The sequence below is a fragment of the Nocardiopsis alba genome (genome assembly GCF_000710955.1).
In the GTDB taxonomy this organism is placed as follows: Bacteria; Actinomycetota; Actinomycetes; order Streptosporangiales; family Streptosporangiaceae; genus Nocardiopsis; species Nocardiopsis alba.
In genome coordinates, this window is sequence record NZ_BAZE01000001.1 from 1 (window position 1) to 27,000 (window position 27,000).

At 68.5% G+C, this 27,000-nt stretch carries 24 protein-coding genes and 1 CRISPR repeat array; of the genes, 14 read left to right on the plus strand and 10 right to left on the minus strand.

Annotated elements, in window-relative coordinates:
- Positions 1 to 89 precede the first annotated feature (89 nt).
- The 3 genes from TR33_RS00005 to TR33_RS00015 all read right to left on the minus strand — a co-directional run bounded on the left by TR33_RS00005 (position 90) and on the right by TR33_RS00015 (position 3,582).
- Complete coding sequence (locus TR33_RS00005) at positions 90 to 449, minus strand: transposase (RefSeq protein ID WP_234305833.1); 360 nt, start codon at positions 447 to 449, stop codon at positions 90 to 92.
- A 1,612-nt stretch (positions 450 to 2,061) separates the two neighbouring features.
- Positions 2,062 to 2,598: a GNAT family N-acetyltransferase gene (locus TR33_RS00010; RefSeq protein ID WP_026125367.1), complete on the minus strand. Its 537-nt coding sequence runs from the start codon at positions 2,596 to 2,598 to the stop codon at positions 2,062 to 2,064.
- A gap of 9 nt (positions 2,599 to 2,607) precedes the next feature.
- Positions 2,608 to 3,582, minus strand: a complete 975-nt coding sequence (locus tag TR33_RS00015; RefSeq protein ID WP_020379977.1) for an NsdA family TPR-like regulatory protein — start codon at positions 3,580 to 3,582, stop codon at positions 2,608 to 2,610.
- A gap of 1,259 nt (positions 3,583 to 4,841) precedes the next feature.
- On the opposite strand from TR33_RS00015, the gene TR33_RS26285 reads away from it, so the two are divergent.
- From TR33_RS26285 to TR33_RS00045, 7 genes are all read left to right on the plus strand, one after another.
- Positions 4,842 to 4,967, plus strand: coding sequence for a lasso RiPP family leader peptide-containing protein (locus TR33_RS26285; protein ID WP_108914093.1), 126 nt, complete (start codon positions 4,842 to 4,844; stop codon positions 4,965 to 4,967).
- A 24-nt stretch (positions 4,968 to 4,991) separates the two neighbouring features.
- Complete coding sequence (locus TR33_RS00020) at positions 4,992 to 6,755, plus strand: albusnodin/ikarugamycin family macrolactam cyclase (protein WP_108914094.1); 1,764 nt, start codon at positions 4,992 to 4,994, stop codon at positions 6,753 to 6,755.
- Positions 6,752 to 7,027 carry a PqqD family protein gene (locus TR33_RS00025; RefSeq protein WP_017536501.1) on the plus strand — a complete coding sequence of 92 codons (276 nt, stop codon included), beginning with the start codon at positions 6,752 to 6,754 and terminating at the stop codon, positions 7,025 to 7,027. The genes TR33_RS00020 and TR33_RS00025 overlap by 4 nt, the downstream gene beginning before the upstream one ends.
- An 8-nt stretch (positions 7,028 to 7,035) precedes the next feature.
- Positions 7,036 to 7,440 (plus strand): lasso peptide biosynthesis B2 protein, encoded by a 405-nt coding sequence (locus TR33_RS00030; RefSeq protein ID WP_017536500.1) that lies wholly within the window; start codon positions 7,036 to 7,038, stop codon positions 7,438 to 7,440.
- Positions 7,441 to 7,466: 26 nt separating this feature from the next.
- On the plus strand, positions 7,467 to 8,480 hold the full coding sequence (locus TR33_RS00035; RefSeq protein ID WP_234305701.1) for a protein-L-isoaspartate O-methyltransferase family protein: 1,014 nt from the start codon (positions 7,467 to 7,469) through the stop codon (positions 8,478 to 8,480).
- Positions 8,481 to 8,782: 302 nt separating this feature from the next.
- Positions 8,783 to 9,299: direct repeats of the CRISPR family, unit length 29 nt; unit sequence CGGTCCATCCCCACGTGCGTGGGGCTCAG.
- A gap of 448 nt (positions 9,300 to 9,747) precedes the next feature.
- Positions 9,748 to 10,482 (plus strand): class I SAM-dependent methyltransferase, encoded by a 735-nt coding sequence (locus tag TR33_RS00040; RefSeq protein ID WP_042280728.1) that lies wholly within the window; start codon positions 9,748 to 9,750, stop codon positions 10,480 to 10,482.
- Between the two features lie 404 nt (positions 10,483 to 10,886).
- Positions 10,887 to 11,570 (plus strand): maleylpyruvate isomerase N-terminal domain-containing protein, encoded by a 684-nt coding sequence (locus TR33_RS00045; protein WP_026125365.1) that lies wholly within the window; start codon positions 10,887 to 10,889, stop codon positions 11,568 to 11,570.
- 362 nt (positions 11,571 to 11,932) lie between these two features.
- Here TR33_RS00045 and TR33_RS00050 read toward each other — a convergent pair whose 3' ends face one another.
- On the minus strand, positions 11,933 to 12,412 hold the full coding sequence (locus TR33_RS00050) for a GNAT family N-acetyltransferase (RefSeq protein WP_026125364.1): 480 nt from the start codon (positions 12,410 to 12,412) through the stop codon (positions 11,933 to 11,935).
- A gap of 221 nt (positions 12,413 to 12,633) precedes the next feature.
- On the opposite strand from TR33_RS00050, the gene TR33_RS00055 reads away from it, so the two are divergent.
- On the plus strand, positions 12,634 to 13,395 hold the full coding sequence (locus TR33_RS00055; protein WP_017536495.1) for a 5-formyltetrahydrofolate cyclo-ligase: 762 nt from the start codon (positions 12,634 to 12,636) through the stop codon (positions 13,393 to 13,395).
- Positions 13,396 to 13,499: 104 nt separating this feature from the next.
- On the opposite strand, the gene TR33_RS27540 is transcribed toward TR33_RS00055, so the two are convergent.
- The 5 genes from TR33_RS27540 to TR33_RS00080 form a co-directional block, all read right to left on the minus strand.
- The gene (locus tag TR33_RS27540; RefSeq protein WP_394296989.1) at positions 13,500 to 13,793 is read right to left on the minus strand and encodes an NUDIX hydrolase; all 294 of its coding nucleotides are present in this window, start codon (positions 13,791 to 13,793) and stop codon (positions 13,500 to 13,502) included.
- Between the two features lie 714 nt (positions 13,794 to 14,507).
- Positions 14,508 to 15,524, minus strand: coding sequence for a pyridoxal-phosphate dependent enzyme (locus TR33_RS00065; RefSeq protein WP_042280730.1), 1,017 nt, complete (start codon positions 15,522 to 15,524; stop codon positions 14,508 to 14,510).
- Positions 15,482 to 16,453 carry a GHMP family kinase ATP-binding protein gene (locus TR33_RS00070; RefSeq protein ID WP_017536491.1) on the minus strand — a complete coding sequence of 324 codons (972 nt, stop codon included), beginning with the start codon at positions 16,451 to 16,453 and terminating at the stop codon, positions 15,482 to 15,484. The genes TR33_RS00065 and TR33_RS00070 overlap by 43 nt, the downstream gene beginning before the upstream one ends.
- An 11-nt stretch (positions 16,454 to 16,464) precedes the next feature.
- Positions 16,465 to 17,241: a Rossmann-like domain-containing protein gene (locus tag TR33_RS00075; RefSeq protein WP_017536490.1), complete on the minus strand. Its 777-nt coding sequence runs from the start codon at positions 17,239 to 17,241 to the stop codon at positions 16,465 to 16,467.
- Complete coding sequence (locus TR33_RS00080) at positions 17,238 to 17,960, minus strand: class I SAM-dependent methyltransferase (protein ID WP_017536489.1); 723 nt, start codon at positions 17,958 to 17,960, stop codon at positions 17,238 to 17,240. The genes TR33_RS00075 and TR33_RS00080 overlap by 4 nt, the downstream gene beginning before the upstream one ends.
- Before the next feature lie 297 nt (positions 17,961 to 18,257).
- Between TR33_RS00080 and TR33_RS00085 the strand changes: the two genes are divergently transcribed.
- Positions 18,258 to 19,502: an MFS transporter gene (locus tag TR33_RS00085; protein WP_394296990.1), complete on the plus strand. Its 1,245-nt coding sequence runs from the start codon at positions 18,258 to 18,260 to the stop codon at positions 19,500 to 19,502.
- Positions 19,503 to 19,547: 45 nt separating this feature from the next.
- On the opposite strand, the gene TR33_RS00090 is transcribed toward TR33_RS00085, so the two are convergent.
- Positions 19,548 to 21,686: an MGH1-like glycoside hydrolase domain-containing protein gene (locus TR33_RS00090; RefSeq protein ID WP_042280734.1), complete on the minus strand. Its 2,139-nt coding sequence runs from the start codon at positions 21,684 to 21,686 to the stop codon at positions 19,548 to 19,550.
- A 90-nt stretch (positions 21,687 to 21,776) separates the two neighbouring features.
- Between TR33_RS00090 and TR33_RS00095 the strand changes: the two genes are divergently transcribed.
- The 5 genes from TR33_RS00095 (at position 21,777) to TR33_RS00115 (ending at position 26,988) form a co-directional block, all read left to right on the plus strand.
- Positions 21,777 to 22,742 (plus strand): AraC family transcriptional regulator, encoded by a 966-nt coding sequence (locus TR33_RS00095; protein WP_042280736.1) that lies wholly within the window; start codon positions 21,777 to 21,779, stop codon positions 22,740 to 22,742.
- A gap of 98 nt (positions 22,743 to 22,840) precedes the next feature.
- Positions 22,841 to 23,230, plus strand: coding sequence for a GatB/YqeY domain-containing protein (locus TR33_RS00100; RefSeq protein WP_042280737.1), 390 nt, complete (start codon positions 22,841 to 22,843; stop codon positions 23,228 to 23,230).
- A 199-nt stretch (positions 23,231 to 23,429) separates the two neighbouring features.
- Positions 23,430 to 24,155 carry a DUF4097 family beta strand repeat-containing protein gene (locus tag TR33_RS00105; RefSeq protein ID WP_042280738.1) on the plus strand — a complete coding sequence of 242 codons (726 nt, stop codon included), beginning with the start codon at positions 23,430 to 23,432 and terminating at the stop codon, positions 24,153 to 24,155.
- A 72-nt stretch (positions 24,156 to 24,227) separates the two neighbouring features.
- Positions 24,228 to 25,325, plus strand: coding sequence for an acyltransferase family protein (locus TR33_RS00110; RefSeq protein ID WP_042280739.1), 1,098 nt, complete (start codon positions 24,228 to 24,230; stop codon positions 25,323 to 25,325).
- 349 nt (positions 25,326 to 25,674) lie between these two features.
- Complete coding sequence (locus tag TR33_RS00115) at positions 25,675 to 26,988, plus strand: YeeE/YedE family protein (protein WP_042280741.1); 1,314 nt, start codon at positions 25,675 to 25,677, stop codon at positions 26,986 to 26,988.
- The last annotated feature ends 12 nt before the right edge of the window (positions 26,989 to 27,000 follow it).

The window sequence follows — 27,000 nt, forward strand, 5'->3', positions numbered from 1 at the left end:
CTTCGCCGTCGTTGACGTTGGCCGCGGAGATCGCGCAGGTCAGCGGCAGCCCTTGGTTGTCGCACAGCAGATGGAGCTTGGAACCGGGTTTACCCCGGTCGGTGGGGTTTGGCCCTGTCTTCTCCCCCTCTCTTGGCGCGGATCGACTGGGAGTCGACGGTGGCGCGGGACCAGTCCAGCAGGGCCCTTCTGCCCAGCTCGTCCAGAACCGCGCGGTGGATCGTGGGCCACAGGCCTGTCGCGGTCCAGGTCTGGAACCAGCGGTGGGCGGTGGCGCGGGTGATGCCGAACAGGCCGTCGGCCTTTTCCCAGGAACAGCCCGAGGCCTGGACGAACAGCACGGTGGTCAGCACTGCTCTCTGGTCAGCGCGGGGGCGGCCGGTCTTCGGCGGCGAGGGCAGTAGCGGCTGGACGATCTCCCAGAGCCCATCGGGCAACACATCACTCACAGTCCGTGATCATGGCAGGTTCAGAGTCGTCTCGCAGGGCTTTTGAGATGAGCTCTTAGCCGCGGCTCTTTTACCACGTCTCATAACTCGATTTTTTGAGAAGACGCCCAGGTAAGCTACTCCCCCCGCAAGGAGGGTGGTGGCCGAGAGCATCGTTAGTTGCCACAGGGTCGGCGTGGCGGTGAATCCGGCCATCGCTGCGGTCGCCTGCATCAGGCAGGATGCGGCGACTATCGCTACTGCTTTTCCATGAGACATCCGACCCACACAGACACCCTAGCCTCCTCCTGAAGGCGATGTCGGTGGAATGAAAAAGAACTTGTGACGTCATTCATCCCATGATCCGACCGCCAGAGGCTTTCTGTGTCAGCCTCCCGCCTTCCCGAATGCGGCGTCCCATCCCCGCGTACGCGGGGTTCAGTGGGAGTCCGACTGGGCCGGGGTCACCAAGGTCGGTCCATCCCCACGTGCGTGGGACTCAGAAAGCGTGGGGCATATTTAAATATGGCGCCGCCGGTCCATCCCCACGTGCGTGGGGCTCAGGAGGAGACCGCGACCGGCGGCCAGGTGTTGTCCGGTCCATCCCCACGTGCGTGGGGCTCAGTTGATCCCCGCGTCCGCCTACAGCTCCGAGGACGGTCCATCCCCACGTGCGTGGGGCTCAGGGAAAATGACCTGCGGAAACAGAGGCCGTTATCTTCCCGCAACCTTCACCACGAAGCGACATCCGCTCCTCACTCATCCCTACCACACCCCCACAGAGCCGACCGGCACTCACGAACACCCCACCGACTTCAGCCATCCCCACACATGCGGGGAGCAGCGTCGGCGAAGCATGGCATCCGCTGGGACCGTCAGCCATCCCCACACATGCGGGGAGCAGGATACAGAAGGACTAGCCGATTTCCTGAGAGGACAGCCATCCCCACACATGCGGGGAGCAGGAGGAAGCGGAGGACCACCGCGGCCAGGGGCCGCAGCCATCCCCACACATGCGGGGAGCAGCCAGGGGTCGCCCGCGTCCGGGTGCATGGACAGCAGCCATCCCCACACATGCGGGGAGCAGTCTTCCTGACCTGCAACGCTATCCCGAGCAACCCCTCATTTCTGCAAGTTGTCGAGAAACAGACAAACCCGACACCCCTCAACCACCCACCCGAACACCACTCCCCCACCAGTCTGGACATCCTCGTGAGGAACAGAGGCGAAGGTGGCCCCGACGGACCCACGACTTCAGGGTTCCCCGCGGGATACCGTGATCCCGCTCGATCTCGCCCCAACGGAGCAGACGTCCGTGCGCCCTACCCATCGGGCCGTCTCCGGTACTCCGGAGGCAAGACCGCGATGCGATCTTCGACGTCCATCACGAGCACCCTTCCACGTAGGCGCGCAGCACAGATGGAAGGAAGCTTCCCTCACGGGCAGCTCGGACGAGGCCGGCGTCCCAGAGGTATTGGTCTACTCGGAAGTGCTGGATCGGTGTCTCAGAAACTCGCTATTCCTCCTCGCTTACCGCGACATTGTGTCCACGGTACCGAGGAAGCGCATCACCACAGACCCTCACCAGATCGAATCTGAAGATCTGCGGTGATGCGCTTCAAGGAAACGGCGGCTAACCGGCCCATTCGTCTGACAGGATCGAATGAACGATGGAGTCTCGCCACGCGGTACCGGTCCATAGATGTCGCCGGATACGGCCTTCCTCGACCATCCCCATCTTGTTCATCACGGCTTCGGACGCGGGGTTCTCCGGAGACCGGGCGCCCCAGATCCGGGCCAGACCGAATTCGGCGAACCCCAAGCGGAGCAAGAGCTGGACGAGCTCCGCCCCCAGTCCGCGCCCCCACATGTCATGACGAAGTGCGAAGCCGATCTGGGCGGAATGGGGACGCTCGTCCTTCGCTAGCCTGGCGGCACCGACCAGTTCCCCACCATGGAGCACTGCGAGCATGTAGACCGTGCGGGGATCGCCCTTCGCATCCTTCACGGCGGAGTCGATGATGGCCCTGCACTGATCCAGTGTGCGAGGCGTGAAGCTGAGGTGTTCGACGGTCTTGGAGTCGCCGTAAACGGTGTGCAACGCCTCGGCGTCGGAGGGTTTCAGCTCTCGTAGAGACAGGGCCGAGCCATCGAGGGAAATAGGAACCATGGTGAGAGGCTAACGACCGGCCGTGATAGCCGCTGCGGGCGTCTGAGCGTACGTCTCGATCTCCTCCCTGAGCTGACGTACAACTGCACTCCCGGTGTACTCGGGCCTGCGGAGAGGTTCGTGAACCCGCATCACGCTTCGCAGAATGCCAGAGATCCGTTGCTGCGCAGGCAAGTCCAGTACCGGTGCGAGTGCTTCCCGGGCTCCCTCTACCTCGCCGAGACACACGTGAGCGAACGCCAGATCTGCGCGAGCCCCAGCCTCGTCGCCGAACGCCCAGTCGTCGCTGTTCTGCTCATGCGCGGATTCGTAGGCGGAAACAGCGCGCTGCGCCGACTGCTTGGCCTGGTCCTCCTCGCCGGGGACCCAGATGCGCGTCTCCGCTTCGTAGTATGCCTGTCGGCAGGGGGCGAATCTCATCAGGCCGCCCATGCCGTCGAGATCATCGGGCTCTACCGCGGCTCGCAGATCCTCGGCCCGATTGAGAGTGTGCAGGGCCTTCTCCCCGTCTCCGAGCGCTGCCCAGGTCCTCGCGGTCTGAGAGGCAAGCCACACGGCTCCGCTCCCGGTGCTGTGCTCTGCGAGGCCTTCAGCCGCTGTGGCGTAGCGTGCGGCCTCGCTGGTCCAACCGGCCCAGTAGGCCATCAAGCTCTGCTGAGCCCGCACACGGACCATGAGGCCGGGGTGTTCGGCCTGATCTGCGCAGATCGCGGCCGTCCGAGCCTGCTTCATCGCCGACTGGGGATCTCCGGTGTCATGGCTCGCTTTGGCCAGCATGAGGCTGAGAACGCCGGCGAGGACATACAGGTCCTTGCTCTGGGCAGGTTTCTGCCTCCCCTCCAGCTGCACGAAGGTGATGTCCTGGGCCTCGATGAGATCACTCAGAACCTCGTTCAGCGGGACCCTGGGGTAGACGCTCGCGATACGGGCGGTCTCTTCGTAGAGCGCCTGGATCGTCTCCGCTCCAGTGTTGGATCCCTCCACCAGGGATCCGAATCGCACTGCTCGCCTGGCTGCCATCTCGACCTGCCTTTCAGAAGGTGTGGCTTGATGTTGTTCCTCGAAGGGGGGACGGGGGGCCGCTCGCTGGGGCGGAAGCGGATGTTCCAGCGGCGAGGGCGACTGGCTGACTCGCAGCAGGACGGCCTGCTCAGCCTGGTCCAAGCGGTCAAGGGCTTCCGCGCTGAGCAGGCTCAGAGGAGAGGTCCCGTATAGCCGCGCGAACGCAACTACCTGGACTGTTTGAGGGGCACGGCCTCCTTGCTTCGGCCACAGCTCCAAACGGCTGATGGAAGTTTGGTCCAGCCCGAATCCGGGTGTCGCCTTCGTGAAGCGCGCTGCTGCTTCGTTCTGGCTCCAACCGTGGAGAAGCCGATATGCGGCCAGAGGAGTCACACCGGATTCGGTCCGGATCTCTTGAGCGATCTCGTCATCTGATCGCCCTTGCCTCCGCATTCGGCCAACGAGGGAGCGAATCTGCGCTTTCGTCCACTTCGTCATCGCGCTCCTTCTGGGGGTTCGGTTACAGAGTGCCCGAGGATTCCGCAACCGCAACGGCGAAGATCATCAGCGCAACCCCCAAGGCCGCATAGAAATGGCTCCCAGTCCTCATTTCCCCAGGTCAGTAGCTGGATTCAGTTCATAGAAACTATGCCGCCGACCCTGGTGCTTTTCGGATGTAGTCCGTGTTCGATTGGGAGCTACAGGAAGCCAGCCAGGTACCGGCACGCATAGTCAATCCAGCAGAGGTGAGAAACATGGGAACGGGGCTGAACGTAGCGCCCCCGCTTCCTCATCGCGCCCCGGGCTACTCGAACGGCGAACTGAAGAAGCAAGCCGGCCGACATCACGCTTCGATCTTCAGCTCATCCTCGAAGGTCGCGGTCGCAGGGGCACAGCGGTGCGCGCGCATGGTGACCGGGCTTCCATCCAACGAGGCGTCGGACCCGGAAGTAGCGGTCAGCGAACTGGCGACCTGACGTAGGAGCGACAGACCTCGCCCCCTATTGATCGGCGCGACGGTGCGGTGAGCACGCCCGGACACAGCGGAGAGAGCAACCGTCCCCTGGCCCGCTCGTCCCGCGCTGTCGCGCCGCCCAACCACGAAACCGCAGCAGGCAAGACCCCGAAAAACTCCACGTGAGCAGCCGCTCACGTGGCCGTGTGGAGTCCAAGCTCGCCCCGCACACCCCGGGAAGGACCCCCGACCCGGTCTTAACGAACAGCGATTCCAAGGAGGAACCGTGAACGAGAACACCCCCCAGAGCTACGAGGCGCCCGTCCTGATCGACCTGGGCGACGCCCGCGACCTCACGCTCGGCTCCGCTCAAGAGGACACGGCGGACCTGAACCAGGCCCGCTACAACTAACCCCGGTCCCGGGCGCGGACCTGTATGGTCCGCGCCCGGCCCCGTTGGAAGGAGGACCTGGTGCCGGACGCACCCGCACAACCCACGATCCGGTTGAGTCGGTGGGACCCCCGCCCGATCCGTCAGATCGGTGCGGGGTTGTCGGTGACCCTGTTCGGTGACTGCCTGTCCAGCGACCAGGACGTAGCCGACCTGATCTCCACGAGCACCACCCCGGCTCGGGCGATGGTCCGCGTGCTAACGCTTCCCGGACGCTTCGGTGCCTTGGTCAGTGACGGAGACAGGGTTGCCGTCGCTGGTGATCTCGCCGGCACGGTCCGATGGTGGTGGGCCCGCCGCCGCGATGGCGTTCATGTGGCATTGAGCCCGCTGCCGCTCGCGCGGTCGCCCCAACCACGGGTTAACCCCTTGGCGCTGGCAGCGCACCTGATCCTCCCCGACACTGTTCCCGGCCTCTCGGACGATTCTCTCTACCTCGGGGTACAGGCACTCTCTCCCTCCCGCATCCTCGTGATCTCCGGCGATCACGTGAGCACCGAGCGGCGCCCGAACCCGCCTTCCGTCTCTGTCCGTGACGCCCCCGACGCTTTCGCTGAGGCGCTGACGGAGTCCGTCAGAGCCCACACCGCTGGAGCCGTAACCGTCTCGGCGGATCTGTCCGGGGGGTTGGACTCCTCGACGGTGGCACTGCTCGCCGCCCGGAACTCTCGGCCGGTTACGGCGTTGACCTACACCGACCCCTACGCGGTGAACGACGATGATGCCGGGTATGCGTTCGCGCTCGCCCAGGGCGAGCCCGGCCTAGAGCATCAGGTCCTCACCGGAGGCCGCGATGAGCTTCCGTTCACCGGTCTGGCCTCGGCTCCGTTCACGGACCTGCCGACCCTGGATACGCCGCTGTACACCCGTACTCGGTTCCGGCTGGCCCCGGTAGCGGGAACGGGTGTTCACCTGGTCGGAGACGGTGGTGATGTTGCGCTCGGGGCGCCGATCACCTACGTCGCCGACGGAGTCCGTCTCGCCACCGCAGGTCGGTTCCTCACGGAGTGCACGGGGTGGGCACGGCTGCGACACCGGCCGGTGCATCGTCTGGTGCGTGCGGCGGTCGCCGTGTCTCGGATGTCGTATCGGACTGCGCTCACGAACGCGGCTACCGAGCTGGAAACGCTGCGACCACGCCGTGCCGAGCATGTGCGGGTCTTCGAGTCCTCTATCTCCTGGCTTCAGGTGAGCAAGGTCGCCCGCTGGGCGACGCCTTCGGCGCGAGCCCAGGTGGCCGAAGCGCTCCGGGTCTGTCGCCCCGGGGGCGAGGAGGACGGAGCCGACGCCCATGCGAGGCGGATCATCCATGCGCATGGGAGCGCGACCCGATCGTTCCTGCATGTGGCCGCTGGCCTGGACGTGCCTGTGGTGGTGCCGTTCTTCGACTCCCGGGTTCTGGCCGCGTGCTTATCCGTGCCTGCCTGGCAGCGCACCACGGTGCGTCAGGCCAAGCCGCTCCTGCGCCAGGCATTCGCTGATCGGCTCCCGGCCGACCTGTTCGCCAGGCGCACCAAAGGGGACTACTCCGCGTGCGAGTACCACGGCCTCCGCGTCAATGCTGGCGAGGTGCGTGCGTTGTTGACCGACTCGCGCCTGGCCGACCTGGGCATCATCGACCCCGCGGCCGTGCGCACCGACCTCGAAGCGGCGATCAGCGGGGCACGCGCGCCGATGGGCGCGCTCAGTCAAGTCGTGGCCACCGAGGTGTGGCTACGACAGCTCGAAACGTACGCGGGAGACGTATGAACATGGTCGCCTATATCCCTTCTGAGTCCGTGAAGTTCGTCCTCCAACAAGACGGCGGAATGCTGCTCGACCTGAGCAACGGGCACTTCTACGGGCTGAACCCCACAAGCGCGCTGCTCTGGAATGCGCTTATCGGCGGCACCGACCCTGAAGAGCTGACCGAAAACCTGTCCGCTGAAACAGGAGCGGACCCCCAGATCGTGAAGGCCGACGTCACCCGGCTCGTGCAGGACCTGTGCGAGCGCGGCCTACTGAGCCCGGAGGGAGAATGACGACTCCGATGGCTCTCCCCGCCGGCCCGTCCCGACGCCCGCGGCTGCCCCATCGTCTCCTGGGCGCGCTCGGTTTCTGGTCGGCAGTGCTGCTGCTGCGCTTCCCGCTCAAGTACAGCGTGAAGACCCTGACGGCACTCAAGCACCGCACCCGACCTGCCTCCGTTTCCGAGGCTGCCGACGCGGTCGCCGCAGCACGAACTGCTGCCCGGCGGTTCCCCGGACGGGCCGCTTGCCTGGAACTCAGCCTGGCCGCAGCCCTGACCGGGATACTGATGCGCAAGGCTGTGGACTGGTGCATCGGGGTACGCCTGATGCCCTACGCCGCTCATGCGTGGGTCGAAGCAGAGGGAACCCCGATCGGGGAGCAGGAAGAGCCGGACCGCCCGTTCATCGTGATCACTCGAACCTGAAAGGCATCATGGAGTACAACCCTCGCGTGTCCGCTGCCCTGGCGGCGGTACCCGAAGACGTCTACACGCTCAACGCGGACGGATCTCTCGTCACGCAGACCACGGCCCGAGAGCGCATCGCCGTCACCCTGGACGGGCTCGATCTCCAGCCCGGCATGAAGGTGCTGGAGATCGGAACGGGTTCGGGCTACAGCAGCGCTCTGCTGAGCGAACTCGTCGGCCCCTCGGGGACGGTGGTGACGGTAGACGTCGTCCCGGAGCTGATCGAGCGGGCGCGAAGGCTCCACTCCCAAGGAGGCCGGAACAACGTCGTGCTGTTGGCGGCGGACGGTCACGAGGGTGCCCCCGAGGGTGCTCCCTTCGACCGCGTGGTCGCCTGGACGACCCCGGAAGCGATTCCGCACGCCTGGGTCGAACAGACCCGTCCTGGTGGGTTGATCGTTGCCCCGGTCGAGTTGGCAGGGTTGGTCAAGACACACGCCGTGGTGACCGCAAAGGTCGGCGAGGGCCACGGGCTGAAGGGCCTGGCGTTGGCTCAGGGCGGGTACGTCGAGATGCACGGGGCCAACCTCGACCAATGGACGGTTCCGCCCCGAGGCGTTGACGCTCGCGCGCAGGACGACCAGGGCGCGACGTGGTGGATCGCAGGGGCGTGGGCGAAGGAGCACCCGGCCGACGCCGAGAACCTGCTGGCTCGGCTCGCTGACGGAGTACGGACGGTCCGGGTGTTCGAGGACGGCGACGACCCCGCAGAGTTCCGGGCCTGGCTGTACGCCACACATCCGAGCGAGCTGGTCGTCCTCGGAGGGCCGCAGGGGTTCGGCATCGGCGTGGCCGACGCAGCCGGTGCCTTCCTGTTTCGACCGGTCGGGCTAGATGCTCTCACCATCGGCGCCCCCGCTGAGTCCACGGCTCGCGGGTGGGTCCAGGAGTGGCGAACCGCCGGCTGCCCGGGATGGGCGCAGGTGCGCCCTGTGCTCCGCCGGGAGGGCAGTGGGTGGCAGGTGCGTGCAGAGCGAAGCGAACCCGCCCATTCTTGACCTCACTCACTGGTTGGCCTCCTGCACGCTCAGGCCACAGTGGCCACACATGACAGGGCCTCGCTCGGTGATCCGGGTGAGGTCCTTCGTCTGACACTGCGAACACCGCTCGGTAAGCCGCCGCACCCCCAGCAGCGGTACCAGAGCCAGGCGAGCGGCACGGGTGCCCCTCAGCGTGGCTCGGGCGGACGCGACGGCCCCGGGCGGCGCTGGGTAGCGGTAAGGGGCGGCGGCCAAGACACCGGTGAGCGCGTTCAGACAGGAGTCGCAGAGTAGGACGTCGGGAACGTCGGAGGCGCAGACGACCCATCCCCACGTGCGTGGGGCTCAGGTGATGTCCTCGCGGATGATCTCCCGAAGTTTCGGTCCATCCCCACGTGCGTGGGGCTCAGCGTGTTGCAGTCTCCGAGCAAGTCGGGACAGCCGGTCCATCCCCACGTGCGTGGGGCTCAGCCGCTCTTGCTGGGGCTGACGTTCTACGGGAGCGGTCCATCCCCACGTGCGTGGGGCTCAGGCGAGCGGCTGGAGAAGCTGGTTCTCGTCCTCCGGTCCATCCCCACGTGCGTGGGGCTCAGCTGGACGTCCCCGTCTCAGCCGACCGACGCATCGGTCCATCCCCACGTGCGTGGGGCTCAGCCACCACCACAACCACCGAGGAAGGAGAACACCGGTCCATCCCCACGTGCGTGGGGCTCAGCAGCAGTCGACGCTTCTCCAACCGGCCGAAGGCGGTCCATCCCCACGTGCGTGGGGCTCAGCTGGAGCACGTCACCCCGGAAGTCCTGGCCGCCGGTCCATCCCCACGTGCGTGGGGCTCAGGGAAAATGACCTGCGGAAACAGAGGCCGTTATCTTCCCGCAACATTCACAAGGAGGCGACCTCCGCCCCTCACTCATCCCTACCACACACCTACAGAGCCCACCGGAACTCACGAACACCCCACCGACTTCAGCCATCCCCGCACACGCGGGGAGCAGGCCTCGATGTCTTCGAACGGCCCCTCAATGACAGGATCATCCCCGCGTGAGTGGGACCCAAGCCTCGTCTCGTTCATACTCGGCGAGCTACACCAGCCCATCCCCGCATACGGGGGTGCGGCCCCGACCTGTCCGAGCGCAGCGGGGATGTCAGTGGCAACTCAGACAACGTGTCGGTGGTCGGCGCAGTAAAGATGTCAGCAGCCCACCTCCTTCGCCCCCTGCTCCGGGCGGACGATTCCGACAAAAAACCCTGGCCAAACGAGGGCACCCGACAACACACTGTCGCCATGTACTCCGACGCCGATGCGGCCGCCCTCTACGACATCCTCAACCCCTGGGGCCCGAGCGATGACTTCTACCTCTCCCACGTCATGGCCTCTACGTCCGTCCTCGACGTCGGCTGCGGTACCGGCATGCTGCTGCACCGCGCCCGCGAGCGCGGGCACACCGGACGACTCTGCGGAATCGACCCCGACGACGCCTCACTCGACCGGGCACGCACTCGCGACGACATCACATGGGTGGAGGGCCGAGCCGAGGACATGGAGTGGGAGCGAAAGTTCGAACTCACGATCATGGCCAGCAATGCCTTCCAGGTGTTCGTGACCAACGACCAACTCCACTCCGCGCTGAGTGCGATCCGGAGGGCGCTCACCCCAAGGGGAAAGTTCGTGTTCGGTACCCGCAATCCCCTCGTCCGCGCCTGGGAGGGCTGGACCCCGGAACATGCCACCGATGTGGTCGATCACCGGGGACGTGCCCTGAGGGTGTCGCACTACGTCGAGTCCGTGAACGGCGACGTGGTCACGTTCACCGAGACCACCGCCACCCGCGAAGGCGAAACCCTCCGGGTCGACGCAGGCAGCCTGCGCTTCCTGGACACGGAGAACCTCGACGAATTCCTGCACGAAGCCGGGCTGGAGGTGGAGGTCCGCTACGGCGACTGGTCACGGGCTCCTTTCACGGCCACGAGCGACAACATCGTCACCGTCGCCCGCACACGCCCCGGGACGGTGGTCTGAAGCCGGAACGGCTGCCCCGAGGACTTCCTGAACACTGACATCTTCCCTGTGTCGAGCGCCATCACCTTCACTGCGGCTCGACACGACCCCCGGGAACACGGGACCTGGCGTCCCCATGTGCGTGGGGCTCAGGGGCGGCGTGAATGAGTACAGCCCCATAGTGGAGGTCCATCCCCACGTGCGTGGGCTCAGGCGCGAGTTTGGGGGAACTCCGCACGGGCCTTCGGTCCATCCCCACGTGCGTGGGGCTCAGATGGCCAAGCCCGTGTCCGGAGCGCCGCGGCCACGGACAGAACGGCCACGTCATTCCAAGGACAGCTCATTCGGCGACTACTCGACCGGTTATGAGTACACAAGTACAGACAAGCGCCCCTGGCATTTTCCTGTGTTATAGCTTGTTCGGCATGAATTCAAGTATCGCGCTCGACGCGCTCGTGCATGAGGCGAATCGTCTGTCGCAGGAAGCCGATGGGCTATCGGAGACCGAGTGGGATCGGCCGACACGATGCGAGCCGTGGTCGGTGCGCGAACTGCTCGGACACATCCGTGTCGTACTCGCGTGGGTTCCCGAAATGCTGGCCGCCCCTGCTCCGGAGGCCGCCGACATCGATGCGGTCGAATACTATCGCCCGGATGCACGGTTCAGTGAACAGACCAACACCGCGCGTATTGAACTCGCGCGAGATTATGCGAACCAGCACGTCACCGGTGCTTCTTTGGTCAAGGATTTCACGGCCACGTGGCAGCGCGTCGAGGAAATGAGCCGACAGGAGTCTGCTGGGCGCGTGGTGAGAACGCGGCACGGCGATGCCATGTTGCTGTCCGATTTCCTGCTGACGCGGGTGGTCGAGGTGGCCGTGCACGGCCTGGATCTGGCGGACGCGTTGGAACGCGACCCCTGGCTGACCCCGGAAGCCGGCTCGGTCCTGCTGGATCTTCTCGCGGGCCCTGATCACATTCCAGCCATCGAAGCGCTGGAATGGGACCCGGAAGTGTTCCTGCGCAAGGCGACAGGACGCGCGGACCTCACCGACGAAGAGCGAGCCGAGGTGACGAGGCTCGGCGTTCAGTGGCTCACGCTCGGCTAGTGCTCTGGCCGGAAACATTCACCCGAGTGCCCTCACCCCGCGGTCGCCAAGGGGTGTTCTCCCCGCCCGGTCCGGCCCAGCCCCACATGCGTGGGGCTCAGGGTCGACGCCCAGGTCGAGAAGTGGACCCAGGAGGCCCAGCCCCACATGCGTGGGGCTCAGCCACCACCACAACCACCGAGGAAGGAGAACACCGGCCCAGCCCCACATGCGTGGGGCTCAGCGCGACAGCCTGGTCTGGGCCCGAGCCATCGGCGGCCCAGCCCCACATGCGTGGGGCTCAGGGAAAATGACCTGCGAAAACAGAGGCCGTTATCTTCCCGCAACCTTCAACCGGAAACAACCTCCAGCCGCCCACCGGCTCAGCTCAGAGTCAACTGATAGACGGCTCGGCTACGGCCCGGCCCCTTGAAGTCGGTGATGACGGAGACGCCGTTGATCTCGTGGTCGCCGGGGACGTTCGTGAAACCGAGGGCGATCCAGCCGGCGTGCGCCGCCTGGTTGTCGGGTTCTGAGGTGAGGTAGAGACGCCGACAACCCCACTTCTCGGCCTGGGAACGCACGTTCTGCAAGAGCGCTCTGGTGATACCGCGGCATCGGTGATCGGGATGGGTCATGACGTCTTGCACGTAGATGTCCGCCGGGTCGTCCTGGCTGCGGAAGGCGATCACCGCTCCGGCGACGGTGTCATCGGTGTTGATGGCGACGGGGCAAGTGGAGGAGAACAGGGTGGCGTAAAGCCAGTAATCGGACAGGGTACGTGCGGAGATGTACGGCTCGCCGAGTTCCATGAGTTGTAGGACTTCGCCGATCCGTTCAGGGCGAAGGGGAGTGACGATCACGAACGCTCCTCGATATGGATCTTGTAAACGATGATGGTCGACCGGCGTGCCATCGCGGCGGGAGCAACAGCGCTGCGGCACTGCGACCGACATCGCTCACACCACGCACGCAGGTGGAGCGACCTCCCTGATCACTAACGTTGTTCGCCCCTTGACGCCCCCTTCTCGCCATCATCGACGGTCAGGTCCGGTTCATCGACCTCATCACCCGTTAGGACCCCATGAGCTCTGATCGGATCACCGACGCCAAGGCCCAACTGCGCCACAAGGTGTGGCAGCGCCTGGACTCTGTCCAAGCGGGCCGTTCCGGCCCCGTGAACGGCAAGATCCCGAACTTCCACGGCGCGGACAGAGCCGCCGGACACCTCACCGCCCACCCGCGTTGGCAGAAGGCCCGGGTCGTCAAAGCCAACCCCGACAAGGCCCAGACCGAAGTCCGTCTGGCCACGGTGAGAGAGGGCAGATTGCTGTACATGGCGGTGCCGAGAATCGCCGGCGCCGACCCCTTCTACCTCCTCGACCCGAGCACCCTCACGGCTCCTGCGGATATCGCCGTCACCGGCGCAGGAGCCGCCGAACACGCCTCGCGTACCCGACCCGCTCGCATGCGAGCGGTGGACGTGATCGTCTGCGGCAGCGTCGCCGTCAACCTCGACGGAGTCCGCCTGGGCAAAGGGGCGGGGTACTCCGACATCGAGATGGGACTGCTCGCCCAGGCCGGACTCGTCTCCGACGACACCCTCATCGTCACCACCGTCCACGAACTCCAAGTCCTGGACGAGCCCATCCCTGAAGCCGAACACGACGTGAGCGTCGACCTGATCGTCACCCCCGACGGGGCGATCTCCTGTCCGCCTCGCCGCCGCCCCTCGGGAATCTCCTGGGAGGATCTATCGGAACAGAAGATCGCTGCGATCCCGATCCTCCAAGAACTGCGTGAACTCGCGGCCTCGGATCCGGAGGGTCCGCCCCACAACCGGTAAGGAGGCCGGGGCTCTTTGTGTGGCTGCTCCGATGTGGGAGCTCGGGTTCGGTCGAGGAGAACCGTACCTGTACGCCGAGCGGCGAACCACCCAGGTCGACGGCCTCAGGAAGCGAGAATGTGAAGTAGAGCGATGAGGGTGCCCGAGCTCTGGATACGTCCCTTGGAGATCAGGCCGCGGACTTCGGCCAGAGGCACCCATTCGTAAACGCCCTCGTCGAACTCGGTCGGATCCGCCACCGGTTCGGCGTCACGGCCGACGAACACATGGTGAGGGCTGCGGACCGTGCCGATCATCGGCTCGAAGGTGGCCACGTGCTCCACCGAGCCGACCTGGTGGCCGGTCTCCTCCAAGGCCTCACGTACGGCGGTCTGTTCCGGAGTCTCCTCGGGGTCCAAGAGCCCGCCGGGCAGCTCCCACCCCAGACATCGGGCACGAACCGGTGCCGGTAGCTCATCAGGACATGCTCACCGGCCCGGTCCACGATGGCGATCACCGCAGCCGAGAGCAAGGTGACCGTGTGGTGCTCGAACCTGCTCCCCGAAGGTGTGGTGATATCCGCTTTCCCCAACCGCACCCACCGACTGTCATAGATGGCGCGTTCACCGTGAACGACCCAACGACCTCTACCGTCCTCAGAGCTCTCCCTGTGTCCCATGCGCCGAACCTACGTGACCGGACGCGGCATGGGACGGGGACCGCCTCCACGAAGCGGCTCTGCCTGATGGAGCCAGGACGGAAGGCATGGACAAACGTGGGCGCGGCCCCTTGAGGACCGTGGATATGCGCTCGGGGCGCGGCCATCGCATCATCGGGATCTTGTCGGACCGTTCGGTCCATCCCCGCGTGCGTGGGGCTCAGGGGAAAATGACCTGCGGAAACAGAGGCCGTTACCTTCCCGCAACCTTCGCCGCGAAGCAGCCTCCGCTCCTCACCCATCCCTACCACGACCGTCCTCGACCGAACCGTGCCGGAGGAGACCACCCTCCACATCCCGGCATCGGCCAGGCCCGCCCCTCCCCCCACGACCCCGGTCGCCGATCGGGCTCATCACCCGATCGGCGACCGACCACCCCACCTACGTGGGGCTTCCTCCGTCCCCTACCGACTACTCAGTCCGCACGATGGACGGCCTGTTCGGGGGCGGGACGACGCCCCCACTCCATCCGGCACCAGGGCGGAGCCAGCCCCGCCAGGTCGTCGATCGCCGTCGGGGCGAGATCGTCGATGGGAAGGGCGCTCTCGTGGTGGGCGAAGACCGAGTCCACGTAGCGATGCCCGGTGTCGGCCGCCACGAACACCACCCGCCGGCCCGTACGCGCCGCCTCCCAGCGGGCCACCAGGTAGGCGGCCCCGGCGGAGAGTCCCGCGAAGACCGCGTGGCGACGGAGCAGGTCCACGCTTCCCGCGAGCGCGGAGTCGAAGGAGGTCCAGTGGAGGGTGTCGTAGAGGGTGTGGTCGACGTTGCCGAAGGGGATGGAGCTGCCGATACCGGCGATGATGATCTGGGGATCGTCGACGCCGTCGCTGCCGAAGGTGACGCTGCCGAAGGGCTGGACCCCCACCAGCGGGGTGTCGGGGAGGCTTTCGCGAACGTAACGCGCCAGCGCCCCCGTGGAGGCGCCCGACCCGACCCCGCCCACCAGGGTCAGCGGCCCGGTCCCCACCTCCTTGAGGATCCGGTCGGCGACCGCCCGATAGCCGAGTCCGTGGACGGCGTCGTGGTATTGGCGCATCCAGTGGAAGTGCGGGTTCTCCCGGAGCACCTCCTTGATCCGGTGGACCCGACGATTCTGGTCCAGGGACAGATCTTCGGAGGGCGGCATCCGCTCCAGGGTCGCTCCGAGGACGGCCAGTTGGATCCGCAGGGGATGGTCGATGGTGGTGGAGCCGACGATGTGGCAGCGTAAACCGTATCTGTGGGCGGCCAGGGCCAGCCCGTAGGCGTAGATACCGCTGGAGCTGTCCAGCAGGGTGTCACCGGGGCGGACCACCCCGGTGTCGAGCAGGTGGCGTACCGCCGCCAGGGCGGACGCCACCTTCATGGACTCGAAGCGAAGGCACAGCAGGCCCTCGCCCAGGTCGATCAGATCAGGTCTGGCGATGGCTTCGGATACGTGGTCGTCCAAGATCGCTCCCCTGGGTTCAGGGTGTTCCTCGAAGAGGTGGAGAAGACCCGGGTCGGGGTGAGTCCCTCCCGCCCGAGTCGGTCGACCGCCGCGTCGACGCGGGGTCGTAGATCGGGGTCGGTCGCGTCGAAGAGCACACCGGCGACGTTGCCGCTGTGCGCCACCTGAATACCCACCGCGCCGCAGGCCCGGGCGATCCCGCGCAGGGAGCCGAGCTCGGTCTTGGGCAGGATCCGTTGGTTGAGGATGGCGCTCTCCGTACACACGTGACCCACCCCGGCGGCGTCGCGATCGGTGATCGCGACCCGCAGGGCGAAGCGCAACCGCTCGTAGACGGCGACGTCGTTCGGTCGTACCTCTCCCGGAAGGGCGAGGGTGTCGACGGGACGACCGTCACCGGTCAGGCAGCCCACCACGACCAGTTCGGGCAGGGCGGCCCCGAGGTCCTCCAGGACCCGCCCCTCCCGCTGGGCGAACAGCAGGGGCCGTTCACCGAACATGACCGGGTCGCTGGCGCCCTCGGCCGCCACCGCCACCCTCGCCACGACCTCCACGGGAAGTCGGACGCCCAGACCCGCGGCCACCGCGCGCACGGCGGCGGTCACGTCACCGGTCGAGGAGCCCATTCCCAGACCGGGCGTCGCGCCCCCTCGTACGCTCAGGTGACCGCCGACCGGCCGGACCCCGGCACGTCGCGCGCATTCGGCGACGGCCAGTTCGGCGGCGCGGGCCGCCTTGGTCCGATCCGGTGGATCCACGGTCACGCCCGTGGGCGCGCCGACGGAGAAGGGGGTGAACACCGCGCGGGTGGCGGGTTCGGCCATGGGCAGGGTGACCAGGCCGCGGGTGGGTCGTCCCCGCCCGTCCAGGAAGACTCCCTGGAGTACCTCACCGTGGTGGCAGGTGGCCTGTCCGGTTCCGAGGGTCACGCCTCGGCCTCCTAGCGATATCGATAGAGCAGGGTCGGTTCCGCGCTGAACTGGGAGAACGGGAAGGGTTCCGCCGACAGCGCCGTGACACCGGACCCCAGGAACCGTCGGGCGACGGCGGCACCGCTCTGGGCGTAGATCACCAGGGGTGTCCCACGCTCCCGGCAGCTTTCCAGGATCCGGTCGAAGGTGCCGTTGCCCAGGGTCATCCCGGTGGCGACGACGGCGTCGGCCTCGGACAGGACCTTCTCCATGTCCGGTTCGACGGGGTCGCCCCACTGGGTGCGACGCAGGTTGAGATCGCAGGGCAGACACTCGCCGCCGCGTTCACGGATGGCGGCGACGAGCGGGTTCACGACACCGATGAGGGCGATCCTTCGGCCCTCGGGGTCGGGAAGGAGTCCGGTGACCGCCCGGTCCCGGGCCACGGCCCGTTCCTCGGGGGTCCCGAACGGGAGGGGGACGGCCTCGGCCCGGGGGTCCTGGGAGTGGGGCTCCTTCTGCGCGAGGTAGGCGTCCAGGGCGGCCAGGCGCAGGGGCGCGGGGCCTTCGAACAGTTCGGCGAGGGGGCGGCCGGAGTAGGCGGCGCACACGTCGGGATCCAGGGCGCCCTCTTCGAAGGCGCAGGCGCCGAAGGCCCTGCCGATGCGGACGAGGACGTAGCGGTTGAGGTAGGTGACGTCGCCGCCGGCCAGACGCGTGCCGTGCTGGACCCAGAAGACGCTGGTGGCGATGGGAAGGTCCGGGGTGTCGAGCACGGTCCGGAACAGGGTGTCGAGGTCTCTCATCGGGCGTCCTCCCTCGTGAGGCGGAAGAGGTAGGTCAGGACGCCGTCGTTCCAGTCGTGCCGGTGGTGGACGTGCGCGGTGAAGCCCTCGTCGACGGCGTGCCCGATGATGTGCCGCAGGTCGGCGGTGTTGGAGACGATGAGGTGGACCTCGCCTCCGGGGGCGAGCAGGTCGCGTTCGGCGATCTCGCTGAAGAAGGCGTCGGTGACGGCGGCGCCCGCGCAGACGTTGCGGACCACGTCGGGGTCCTCGCTCACCGGTCGGCTGACGGCCGGAGGGTTGAAGGTGATCACGTCCAGGCGTGTGCCGTCGGGCAGGGGGTCGAAGAGGTTTCCGACGCCGAGGTGGAGGGTCCCGGGGCCGTCGTCGCCGACGATCCGTCGGTAGCCGGCCTCGGTCGCCTCGACGCTCGCGGGGTGGACGTCGAGGGCGTACACGTGGGACGCGCCGCGCAGGCCGGCCACGATCGCCTCCACGCCGAGGCCGACGCCCATCGCGGCGTAGGAGCGTCCGCGCACGTCGATCTCGTCGTCGAGGAGGCGTCGGTGGATCATCCGGCTGGTCTCCCCGGGGACGAAGACGCCCGGCGGGACCTCGAAGTCCCATCCGTTCCAGGAGTAGTGACGCAGGGTGTGGAGGTCGGTCTTGGGGCGGTTGAGTTCGATGATCCGTTCCGCGGGCAGGGGCGGGGGGAGTTGATCGATCAGAAGGGGTGTCACAGGGGGGTCCTTTCCGATGACGGGGGCTTCGGGGGTGTGGGTGGTGTGGGGAGGGAGAACGTGGCGACGCGTGTTCGAGCGGTGACTATAGTAAAAATGAAAACCGTTGTCACCCCCGATTCATCTCACGAATCCCCACGATTCCGGCACACCCCCACGTGTCGTCCCCCCTCCACGGACACGCCAACCCCTGCACGCCAGGGCCTCCCATCCGCCCCAGGTCGGGTTCGGCGATCCCGGTAGCGAGTGATAATCATTTTCACTAGAGTGGCCCCGACCCACCTCGAACGATCGGAGATGAGAGCTCCCGTGCCCTCGACGACACCGCCCACGACCGACGCCCGGCGCTCCACCCCGCTCCGGCGCCCGGACTTCGTCCGTCTGTGGTGCGCGACCACCGCGTCGGGGCTGGCCACCTGGGCCATGCCGTTCATCCTCGGCCTGGCCGTCCTGCACGGCTCCCTGAGCGCCGTCGCCCTCGGGCTGGTCCTGGCCGGACGCACCGCCGGGTTCCTGGTCGCCGTCCCCTTGGGCGGGGTGCTCGCCGACCGGCACCCCCGTCGCGCCGTGGTCCTGGTCGCCGGACTCACCGCCGCCGCGGCCACCCCCGTCCTGGCCCTGGGCCTGGACACCTCCACCACCCTGATGACCCTGGCCGCCACCGTCGTCGGCGTGGGCCAGGGAGCCTGTCGCCCCGCCTTCCAGGCGCTGACCGCCGAGGTGGTCCCCGTCGAGGAACGTCAGCAGGCCAACGCCGCCCTGACCTTCTCGGTGCGCGGGGTGACCCTGCTCGCCCCGGGCCTGACCGCGTTGGCCGCCACCGTCACCGGTCCCGGCACCCTCCTCATGGCCACCATGGTCCTCTGGCTCGCCGCCGCCCTCCTGCCCCGAGGCGGAACCCTCGCCACCGAGGAACGACCGGAGCGCCGCCCCTTCCACATGGAGTTCCTCGAAGGGCTCACCGAGGCACGACGCCACCCCTGGTTCCTGTCCGGGCTGGCCGCCCTGACCACGGTGATCGCCCTCGGCTACTCGGCCACCAACGTGCTGCTCCCCCTGGCCGGCCGCGACCACTACGGCACCGAGGCGGTCCTCGCCGGAGCGCTGACCGCCTACACCGCCGGCGCCCTGGTGGGCGCCCTCCTCATGTCCCGCTGGCGTCCCCGGGCCCAGGGCCTCTGGGCGCTGTTCGGCCTGGGCCTGTACGCCCTGGCCCCGCTGAGCCTGGCCTTCCCGGTCGGCGCCGTGGTCGTGTTCGCCGCCTACGCCGTGGTGGGGCTGGGCGTGGAGCTGTTCAACGTCCCCTGGTTCACCGCCGCCCAGCGCGAGGTCGCCCCCGACAAGCTGGCGCGGGTATCGGCCCTGGACTTCCTGTTCGCCTACGGGTTCGCCCCGGTGGGCCTGGCCCTCATCGCCCCGGCGGCCCAGGCCTTCGGCTTCGAGGCGGTCCTTCTGGCGTGCGCCCTCCTGTGCGTGCTCGCCCCGGCGTTGGCCGCCCTCGCCCCGGGCGCCCGCGACTTCCGCACCCCGCGCTCCCCCTGACCCGGCGTGCCCCGGGCGAACGTCGCCGCCCGGGGCGCCGGAGGGTCAGGGTCCCCAGGCGAAGGTATGCGGGCCCTCGACCCCCGGGAAGAGGAGACCGTCCCCCTCCAGGCGGGGTTCGCTCCCCCGCTCAGCCGACGTGTGCACCGGACGGTCGCCGTCCCAACGGAGCACCCCGTCCACCGCGACACGTCGTCGTTCCCCGTCCAGGGGCACCAGCACCTCGCCCGCTCCGCCCGAGGGCTCCACGGTGAGGACGAAGGTCCCGGCCTCCCGGTCTCGCACCCAGCGGACCGCCAGTCCCCCGTCCGGCGTCGGCACCCGTCCCTGAGCCCACCCCAGGTCGGCGAGGCCCGGGGCCACCCTCCATCGCCGGTAGCCCGGAGCGGTGGGGCGCACCCCCAGCACGCCCTCGCTCAGCGCGGGCACGGGGGTCGTCCACGGGGTGCTCGCGAAGGCCCCGGGCTCACGCGTGCCGTCGTTCTCCCAGGAGAACCAGCCGGTCCCCGGGCCGGTCTCGACCATGTGGCCCCACCAGCGCCGGATCAGGTCCAGGGCGCCCTGGACGTCCCCGTTCCGGACACGTCCCAACGCGTCCAAGGCCTGGATGTAGCCCTGGATGTCCGACGCCCGATAGGGGTTGTCCTCGAACTCGCTGGAGCGGGTTCCGTACGGCGTGGCCAGCGTGGTCCCCAGGTGGCGCATCACGCGCCGGGCCCGTTCGGGGTCCAGGATCCCGAAGACGAGGGCTCCGGCGTTGGCGTCACCGGTGCGGTCCCGTGACGGATCGTCGGAGTTGAGGATCACGGCCCCGGCCTCCTCGTCCCAGAGCCGGTCCACCAGGGCCCGCCGCAGACGTTCGGCCCGCTCCTCCAGGCGGTGGGCGGCGTCGACGTCGTCGGCGACGTCGCGTTCCAAGGCGGCCAGTCCTCGGAGCGCGTCGTACAGGACCGCGTTGGTGAGCGCGTCGACCCCGGACGCCAGGTCCAGGGGCGACCAGTTCGCGACCATCGCCAAGGGCGCCTCCGGGTCGGTACGCCGGTCCTCCTCCTCGCGGAACAGGCCGTCGGCGTCGGTCCGACTCTCCAGGAAGGCGATCGCCCGCCGGGCCACGGGGAGCATCGCTCGCGCGAATCCGGTGTCGCCGGTGTGGAGGTGGTGGTCGGCGAGGGAGGCGATCCAGAAAACGGTGAAGCCGTGAATGCTCACGTCGTGGAACAGGGAGACGTCCGGTCCCACACGTCCCAGGGCCAGGTCGGGGTCGGGTCCGTTCTCCGGGACCCGCCACCCGTCGGCCGGGCCCGGATCATCGGGGTGTTCGGGGTCGCCGTGGACCAGGTGGGAGGCGGCCGGGGGAAGGGAACCGTCGGGGTTCTGGATCCAGCCGAAACGGCGTAGCGACTCGCGCACCAGCCACCCGTAGTCGCCGCTCTGCCGGTAGCCGGCCAACGCCTGCATGTGCAGATCGCCCATGAAGATGACCCGGTCGAAGGGGGTGGTGAGCATCCAGGGGCTCGGCCCCTCGGGCGCTCCGGGCAGATCGCTGTCCTCGCTGACCGAGGCCAGGTCGCCTGTGTGGGCGCCACCGTGCCAGGCCAGGTTCACCAGCGCGTCGTCGGAGAGGAAGTGCCCGTCGCGGGCGACCGGGTAGACCGTGGAGCGTATCCGGACGTGGTCGATCACGGCCTCGCCCGGACCGTCCAGGGTCAGGAGCAGATAGCGCGACTCGCGCTTGCCGTCGGCGACGAGGGTGGCGCGCCCTTCCCTGGGAGCGAAGAGGTCCACCCGCGACCAGGGGGCCGCGTCGGTTCCGAAGAAGGCGGCGATCCCGTCGCCTTCGGGGGAGAGTCGATCGCGGAACTGGGCGTGGGCCACCCTCAGCGGGGCTCCGGCGATCCGTTCGACCACCACTTCCAGGCGTCCCATGGCGAGCAGCCCCAGGTCGACGATCACCGAGGTGCCGTGGCGCTCCGCGGTACGCAGGACCAGGGGCTCTCCCCCTTCGACGAGAATCCGCTCGGGGTCGGAGACTCCCGCGGGGTCCCCTTCGACGGTGACGTGGGCGGGGCCGATGAGCGGGGTGTCCGGTAGGACCACGAGGTCTCGCCAGGAGGGATCCTCGGGCAGAGGCGTCCGTGAGAGTTCCTCGGCGTCGATCTTCCCGTCCTCTTCTTCTCTGTTCATGGGTTCGACACTAGGTAGCTCTTCTGAGACGATCCATGATCCTGAGTCCGCTCTTCCTTCGTGAGACGCTCACCGATCTAGACTTTCGCCATGGATCTGTTGAGCGACGTGGCCACCTCCATGCGCGCGGGGACCCCGGGCTCGGCCCGGATCGAGGCGCACGGCCCCTGGGGGTGGTATCTCCCCGGAGATCCCGGTGTGGCGGGCTTCATGGCCGTCCTGAGCGGCACCTGTCGTCTGTTCCCGGACGAAGGGGATCCCCTCTCCTTGGGGCCCGGCGACATCGTCTTCTCCCCGCACGGCGATGGCTACGGGTTGAGCGGCGGCCCGCTCGAGCCGGAGTCGGCCCTGGAGGAGGCCAGGCCGGGCGAGGGCGGCTTCCGCCGGTACGTCTACGGCGAACCCGGCCCCCACCCGCCCACGGTGTTCGTCGCCGGCGGGTACCGGCTTGACCGTGAACGCTCGCATCCGCTGCTCACCGCCCTCCCCGCACAGATCCACGTCCGGGACGGCGACCCGGCGATCGCGCGCGTCCTGAAGGATCTGGACGAGGAGACCGTCGCCGACCGACCGGGGTCGGACGCCCTCCTCCCCCTCCTCCTGGACACGTTGCTGCTGTACGTCCTGCGCGCCTGCCTGGATCCGCGCCCGGGCCACGGCGCCGGAGGGTGGGCTCGGGCCCTGGCCGACCCGGGCGTGGCCTCCGCCCTGGCCGCGCTGCACCGGGACCCGGCCGCCCCGTGGACGGTGGTCTCCCTCGCGAAGGAGGCACGGATGTCGCGCGCGACCTTCGCCCGCCGTTTCTCCATCCTGACCGGCCTGTCCCCGATGCGCTACGTGACCTGGTGGCGGATGAACACCGCCCGGGGGTTGCTGCGCGACACCGATCTGTCGGTGGAGGAGATCGCCTCCCGGGTGGGGTACGGATCCCCCTTCGCCTTCTCCCACGCGTTCCGACGCGCCCATGGCGAGGCGCCGCTGCGCTACCGGAGACTTCGACGCCCCGGCGCGGGCGAGGGCTCGACACCCCACCACACCCTCGATCATTCCCTATAGGGATTTACGAGTAGACATAATGACCAAGATAGATAACGATAGGGATTTATACGACCCTTCATGGTCGCCGACCATGACGTGAGAACCGGAGGCCCCGGATGAACGACCGACCTCGCACCCCTCCCACCGCCGACGCCGACACCCCGCGCGCCAGGATGCGCTCCGACCTGGTCACGGCGATGCGGGAACGGCGCCGCGAGACCGTCTCCGCGCTGCGCACCGCCCTGGCCGCCCTGGACAACGCCGAGGCCGCGCCCGCGCCGGAGACCCCGAGCGCCACCACGAACGAGCACATCGCCGGGTCCCGGTCCGGGGTCGGCTCCACCGAGGCCCCGCGTCGTGTCCTGTCCGCCGACAGGGTCCGGGCCCTGCTGAACGAACAGATCGAGGAGCGGACCGTCGAGGCCGACCGCTACGAGGCCCACGGCCGACACGACGCGGCGCGCCGGCTCCGGAGCGAGGCCGACGCGCTCCGCCCCTATCTCTAGATCGCGTCGACGTTCACGAGGCGCAGAGGAAGACGCGCATGCTCGTCGAGGCCCGCACCGCCATCTCCCGAGGGCCGGGCGCGGGCGAAACCGACCGGACGTTTTCCCGGTCATGGGCATGCCCTACCCGTGGAAGCGGGTACCGGTCCCTCATGGGCGGCCACCCCGGGATCGTCCCACGCGTGGCGGAGGAGGTCTCGTGAGTCCGTGGTCCGTACGCGTCGCGACCGCCGCCCTGTGCCTGACCCTGACCGCGGGGTGTTCGTCCTCCCCCGAACTCGGCCCTCCGGAGGAGCGCGTCTACGACCTCGTGCCCGAACCGTTGGTCATCGAAGGGGACTTCGCGACGATCGACCTGGTCCCCTCCGAGCGCGAGGGGCTCCGGGTGACCCGTGAGGACTCGGGGCAGGCTGGCGGCGAGTGGGGACTGGAGGGCGACACCCTCACCCTGGGGGCCGACTGTTCCCTGCTCTCGGAGTGCCGGGTCCGCTACGAGGTCGCCCTGCCCACCCGGACCACGACGACGATCCGCACCGACGGCGGCCCCGTGTCCGCCACCGGTCTGGACTCGGCGTTGCAGGTCAACACCGACACCGGCGCCATCGCGGTCTCCGACGTCTCCGGACCGATCGACCTGACCTCGAACGGGGGCGCGATGCGTCTCGACCGGATCCGCTCCGGTGTCGTCCGCGCCGCGACCGACACCGGGGCCATCGACGCCTCCCTCGTCGAAAGGCCCGAGGAGGTGGAGGTCAGCACCAACTCCGGCACGGCGACGATCGTCCTGCCCGAGGGTCCCTACGCGGTGTTCGAGACCCCGGGGGACGGGGAGATCCTCGCCGAGGTCTCCGTGGACGACTCCGCCGACGCCACCGTCAACGCCCGGACCGAGAACGGCAGGATCACCCTGCGTCCCCACGGCTGACCGCCGGCCCGGTGTACCGCGACGTCCCGCAGGGCAGGAGGCCGATGACGATCCCCCACGAAGGCATCCCCCATGCGCCTGGAGTACATCGACCGGCTGAGGAACCTGGGCATCCTGGCCCTCTTCCCCTTCCACACCGCGCGCGTCTTCGACGCCTCGGAGTCCTTCTATGTCCAGGGGCGGCCCGACCCCCTGCTCACCACGCTCATACCGGTGCTCTCCTGGCTGCTCCCCCTGCTGTTCGTCCTGGCGGGGATGGCCGGCCGGTACTCGCTGGGCGTGCGCACACTCGAGGCCTACGTCCGCGAACGGCGTCGGAGGCTGCTGTACCCGTTCCTGTTCGGTATCGCGTTGATCGTGCCCCCGCAGGCCTACTACGCGACCCTCCACCACGGGGGCGACCCCGGCGGTCCGATGGCCTTCCTCCGGTCGTACTACACCGACCTGTCGGACTGGTCCGAGTACGAGGGCGGGTTCGCCCTGGGGCACCTGTGGTTCATCCTGTTGCTCTACGGGCTGGCCACGCTCCTCCTACCGTTGATCGGGCTGATCGAACGACGCGATCCCTCCTCCGGGCCGTTGAACCACCCGATCGGCATGGTCGCGCTGCCCGGGGCGTCGTTGGCCGTCCTCGCCCTGATCCCCGGTGTGCTGGGCAAGAACCTCGTCGTGTTCGCGGCGTTCTTCGTCCTCGGACATCTGTTGGTGCGGGACCCGGCGACGATGGAGGCGGTGGTGCGGCGGCGGCTACCGCATCTGTTCCTGGGCCTGGTCGGGGTGATCGGGCTGCTGACCGAGTCGCTCACGGTGGGCTCCGGGCAGAGCCCCCTGTCCGACTCATGGCGTACGGCGCTGTGCTGGGCGGCGGTACTGGCGGTTCTCGGCTACGGCCGGCGGTACATGGACCGGGGCACCGCCTTCGACTCCTACTTCTCCCCCGCCGCCTTCCCCGTGTACGTGCTGCATCAGACCTTCCTGGTGATCATCGCCCACCACGTGATCGCCCGTGCCGACCACGGCGGGTGGCCCTTTCTCGCGATCATGACGGGTTCCCTGGTGGCGAGCCTGGTCGGTTACGAACTGGCCCGGCGGGCCCGGTGGACGCGATTCGTCCTGGGAATACCGGAGCGCACCCGACCACGACGTTCGAAGGCCTCGCCCACGGGGTGAGCGGCTCGGGTGGTGGGCGGTGTGACCTGGCACGACCTCATGTCCTAGAATCTCCCCCATGTCCGGTCCCGCATGGTTCCTGTGCATGGCGCTGATCTCCATGTCACTGACCAGCACCGATGACGGCCTCTGTCGCCGCCGGTGCCGTTCCGGCGTGCGCTGACCCGACTCGTCCCGTCTCCGCGCTCCCCCGCGGCACCGGTGTGCCTCCCCTTCCCACGCGACCCCGTCGCCCCTCCGTTCGCACCGGAACCGCCCTCGTCGGCGTACCGGGCGATGGACCCGCCCCGGCCGTCCCGGCCCTCGGCGCGGGGTCGCACCGCCCCATCACGTCTGGACCTCCTCTCCCATGACCACGACACCCACTGATCCGGTCGGAGAAGCCGACTCCGTCGATCGACCGGTCGCGGCCTCACCCGCGCTCTCCCTGAACTGGCGTCCCACCCTCTCCGTCCCACCGCCCCGGGCACCCGAGGCCGAACCGGTCCGCTGGTGGCCGTTGGGCGTCGCGCTGATCGGCGCCCTCGGTCTGGCCGCCTTCGTGTGGTCCGAACACGGCGCCCTGCCCGCCGTCCTGCTGCTCCTCGGCGTCGGCCTGGGCTTCACCCTCTTCCACTCGCGTTTCGGGTTCACCTCGGCCTGGCGCCAGTTCCTCGCCGTGGGCAACGGGACCGGCCTCCGCGCCCACGCGGTCCTGCTCGGCACCACGGCCACACTGTTCGCCCTGGTCATCGGGACCGGAACCGGGTTGTTCGGCAACGAGCCCGCGCCCTCGGCCGGTCCGATCGGCATCGCCCTGTTCGCGGGGGCGTTCCTGTTCGGCATCGGCATGCAGCTCGGCGGCGCCTGCGCCTCGGGCACGCTCTTCGCGGTCGGCTCCGGACAGTCCGCCATCCTGATCACGCTGTTCGGCTTCATCGTCGGTTCGGTGATCTACTCGGCCGCCTGGCCCCTGGTCGCCGACCTGCCCCAGATCCCACCGATCCTGCTCTCCGACCACGTCGGCTGGGGCGGTTCCTGGGCGATCACGATCGCGGCGCTGATCGCGATGGTCGTGGTCACCCGCGCCGTCCAGAACCGCCGCGTCCCGCCGCCGGTCGGCGCCCCGCCCTCGGCCGCCGGCCTCGCCCGGATCCTGCGCGGAAGCTGGCCGCTGGTCGCGGGCGCGCTCATGCTCGCCGTCCTGGGCGCCGCCGTCCTCGTGGTCTCCGGAGGTGCCTGGGGCATCACCTCGGCCTTCAACCTGTGGGGCGCCAAGGCACTCCAGCTGCTCGGGTTCCACCCCGAGACCTGGGCCTTCTGGGACCGTCCCGGCCAGGCCGAGCAGCTCGCCGCCCCGATCCTCCAGGACAAGAACAGCCTCACCGACATCGGCATCATCCTGGGCGCCGCCGTGGCGGCGGGCGCGGCCGGCACCTGGAAGCTGCACACCGGTCTGAGCTGGAAGCTGGTCGCCGCCGGCCTGATCGGCGGCATCCTGATGGGGATCGGCGCCCGACTGGCCGGCGGCTGCAACATCGGCGCCTACCTGGCGGGGATCGGCTCGGGCAGTGTCCACGGCTGGCTGTGGGCGGTCTTCGCCCTGGCCGGGACCTGGGTGGGTCTGCGCGCGCGGTCCCTCTTCGGCCTGGGCGTGCCCAAGCCGAGCGACAGCGTCTGCTGATCGGGGCCCACG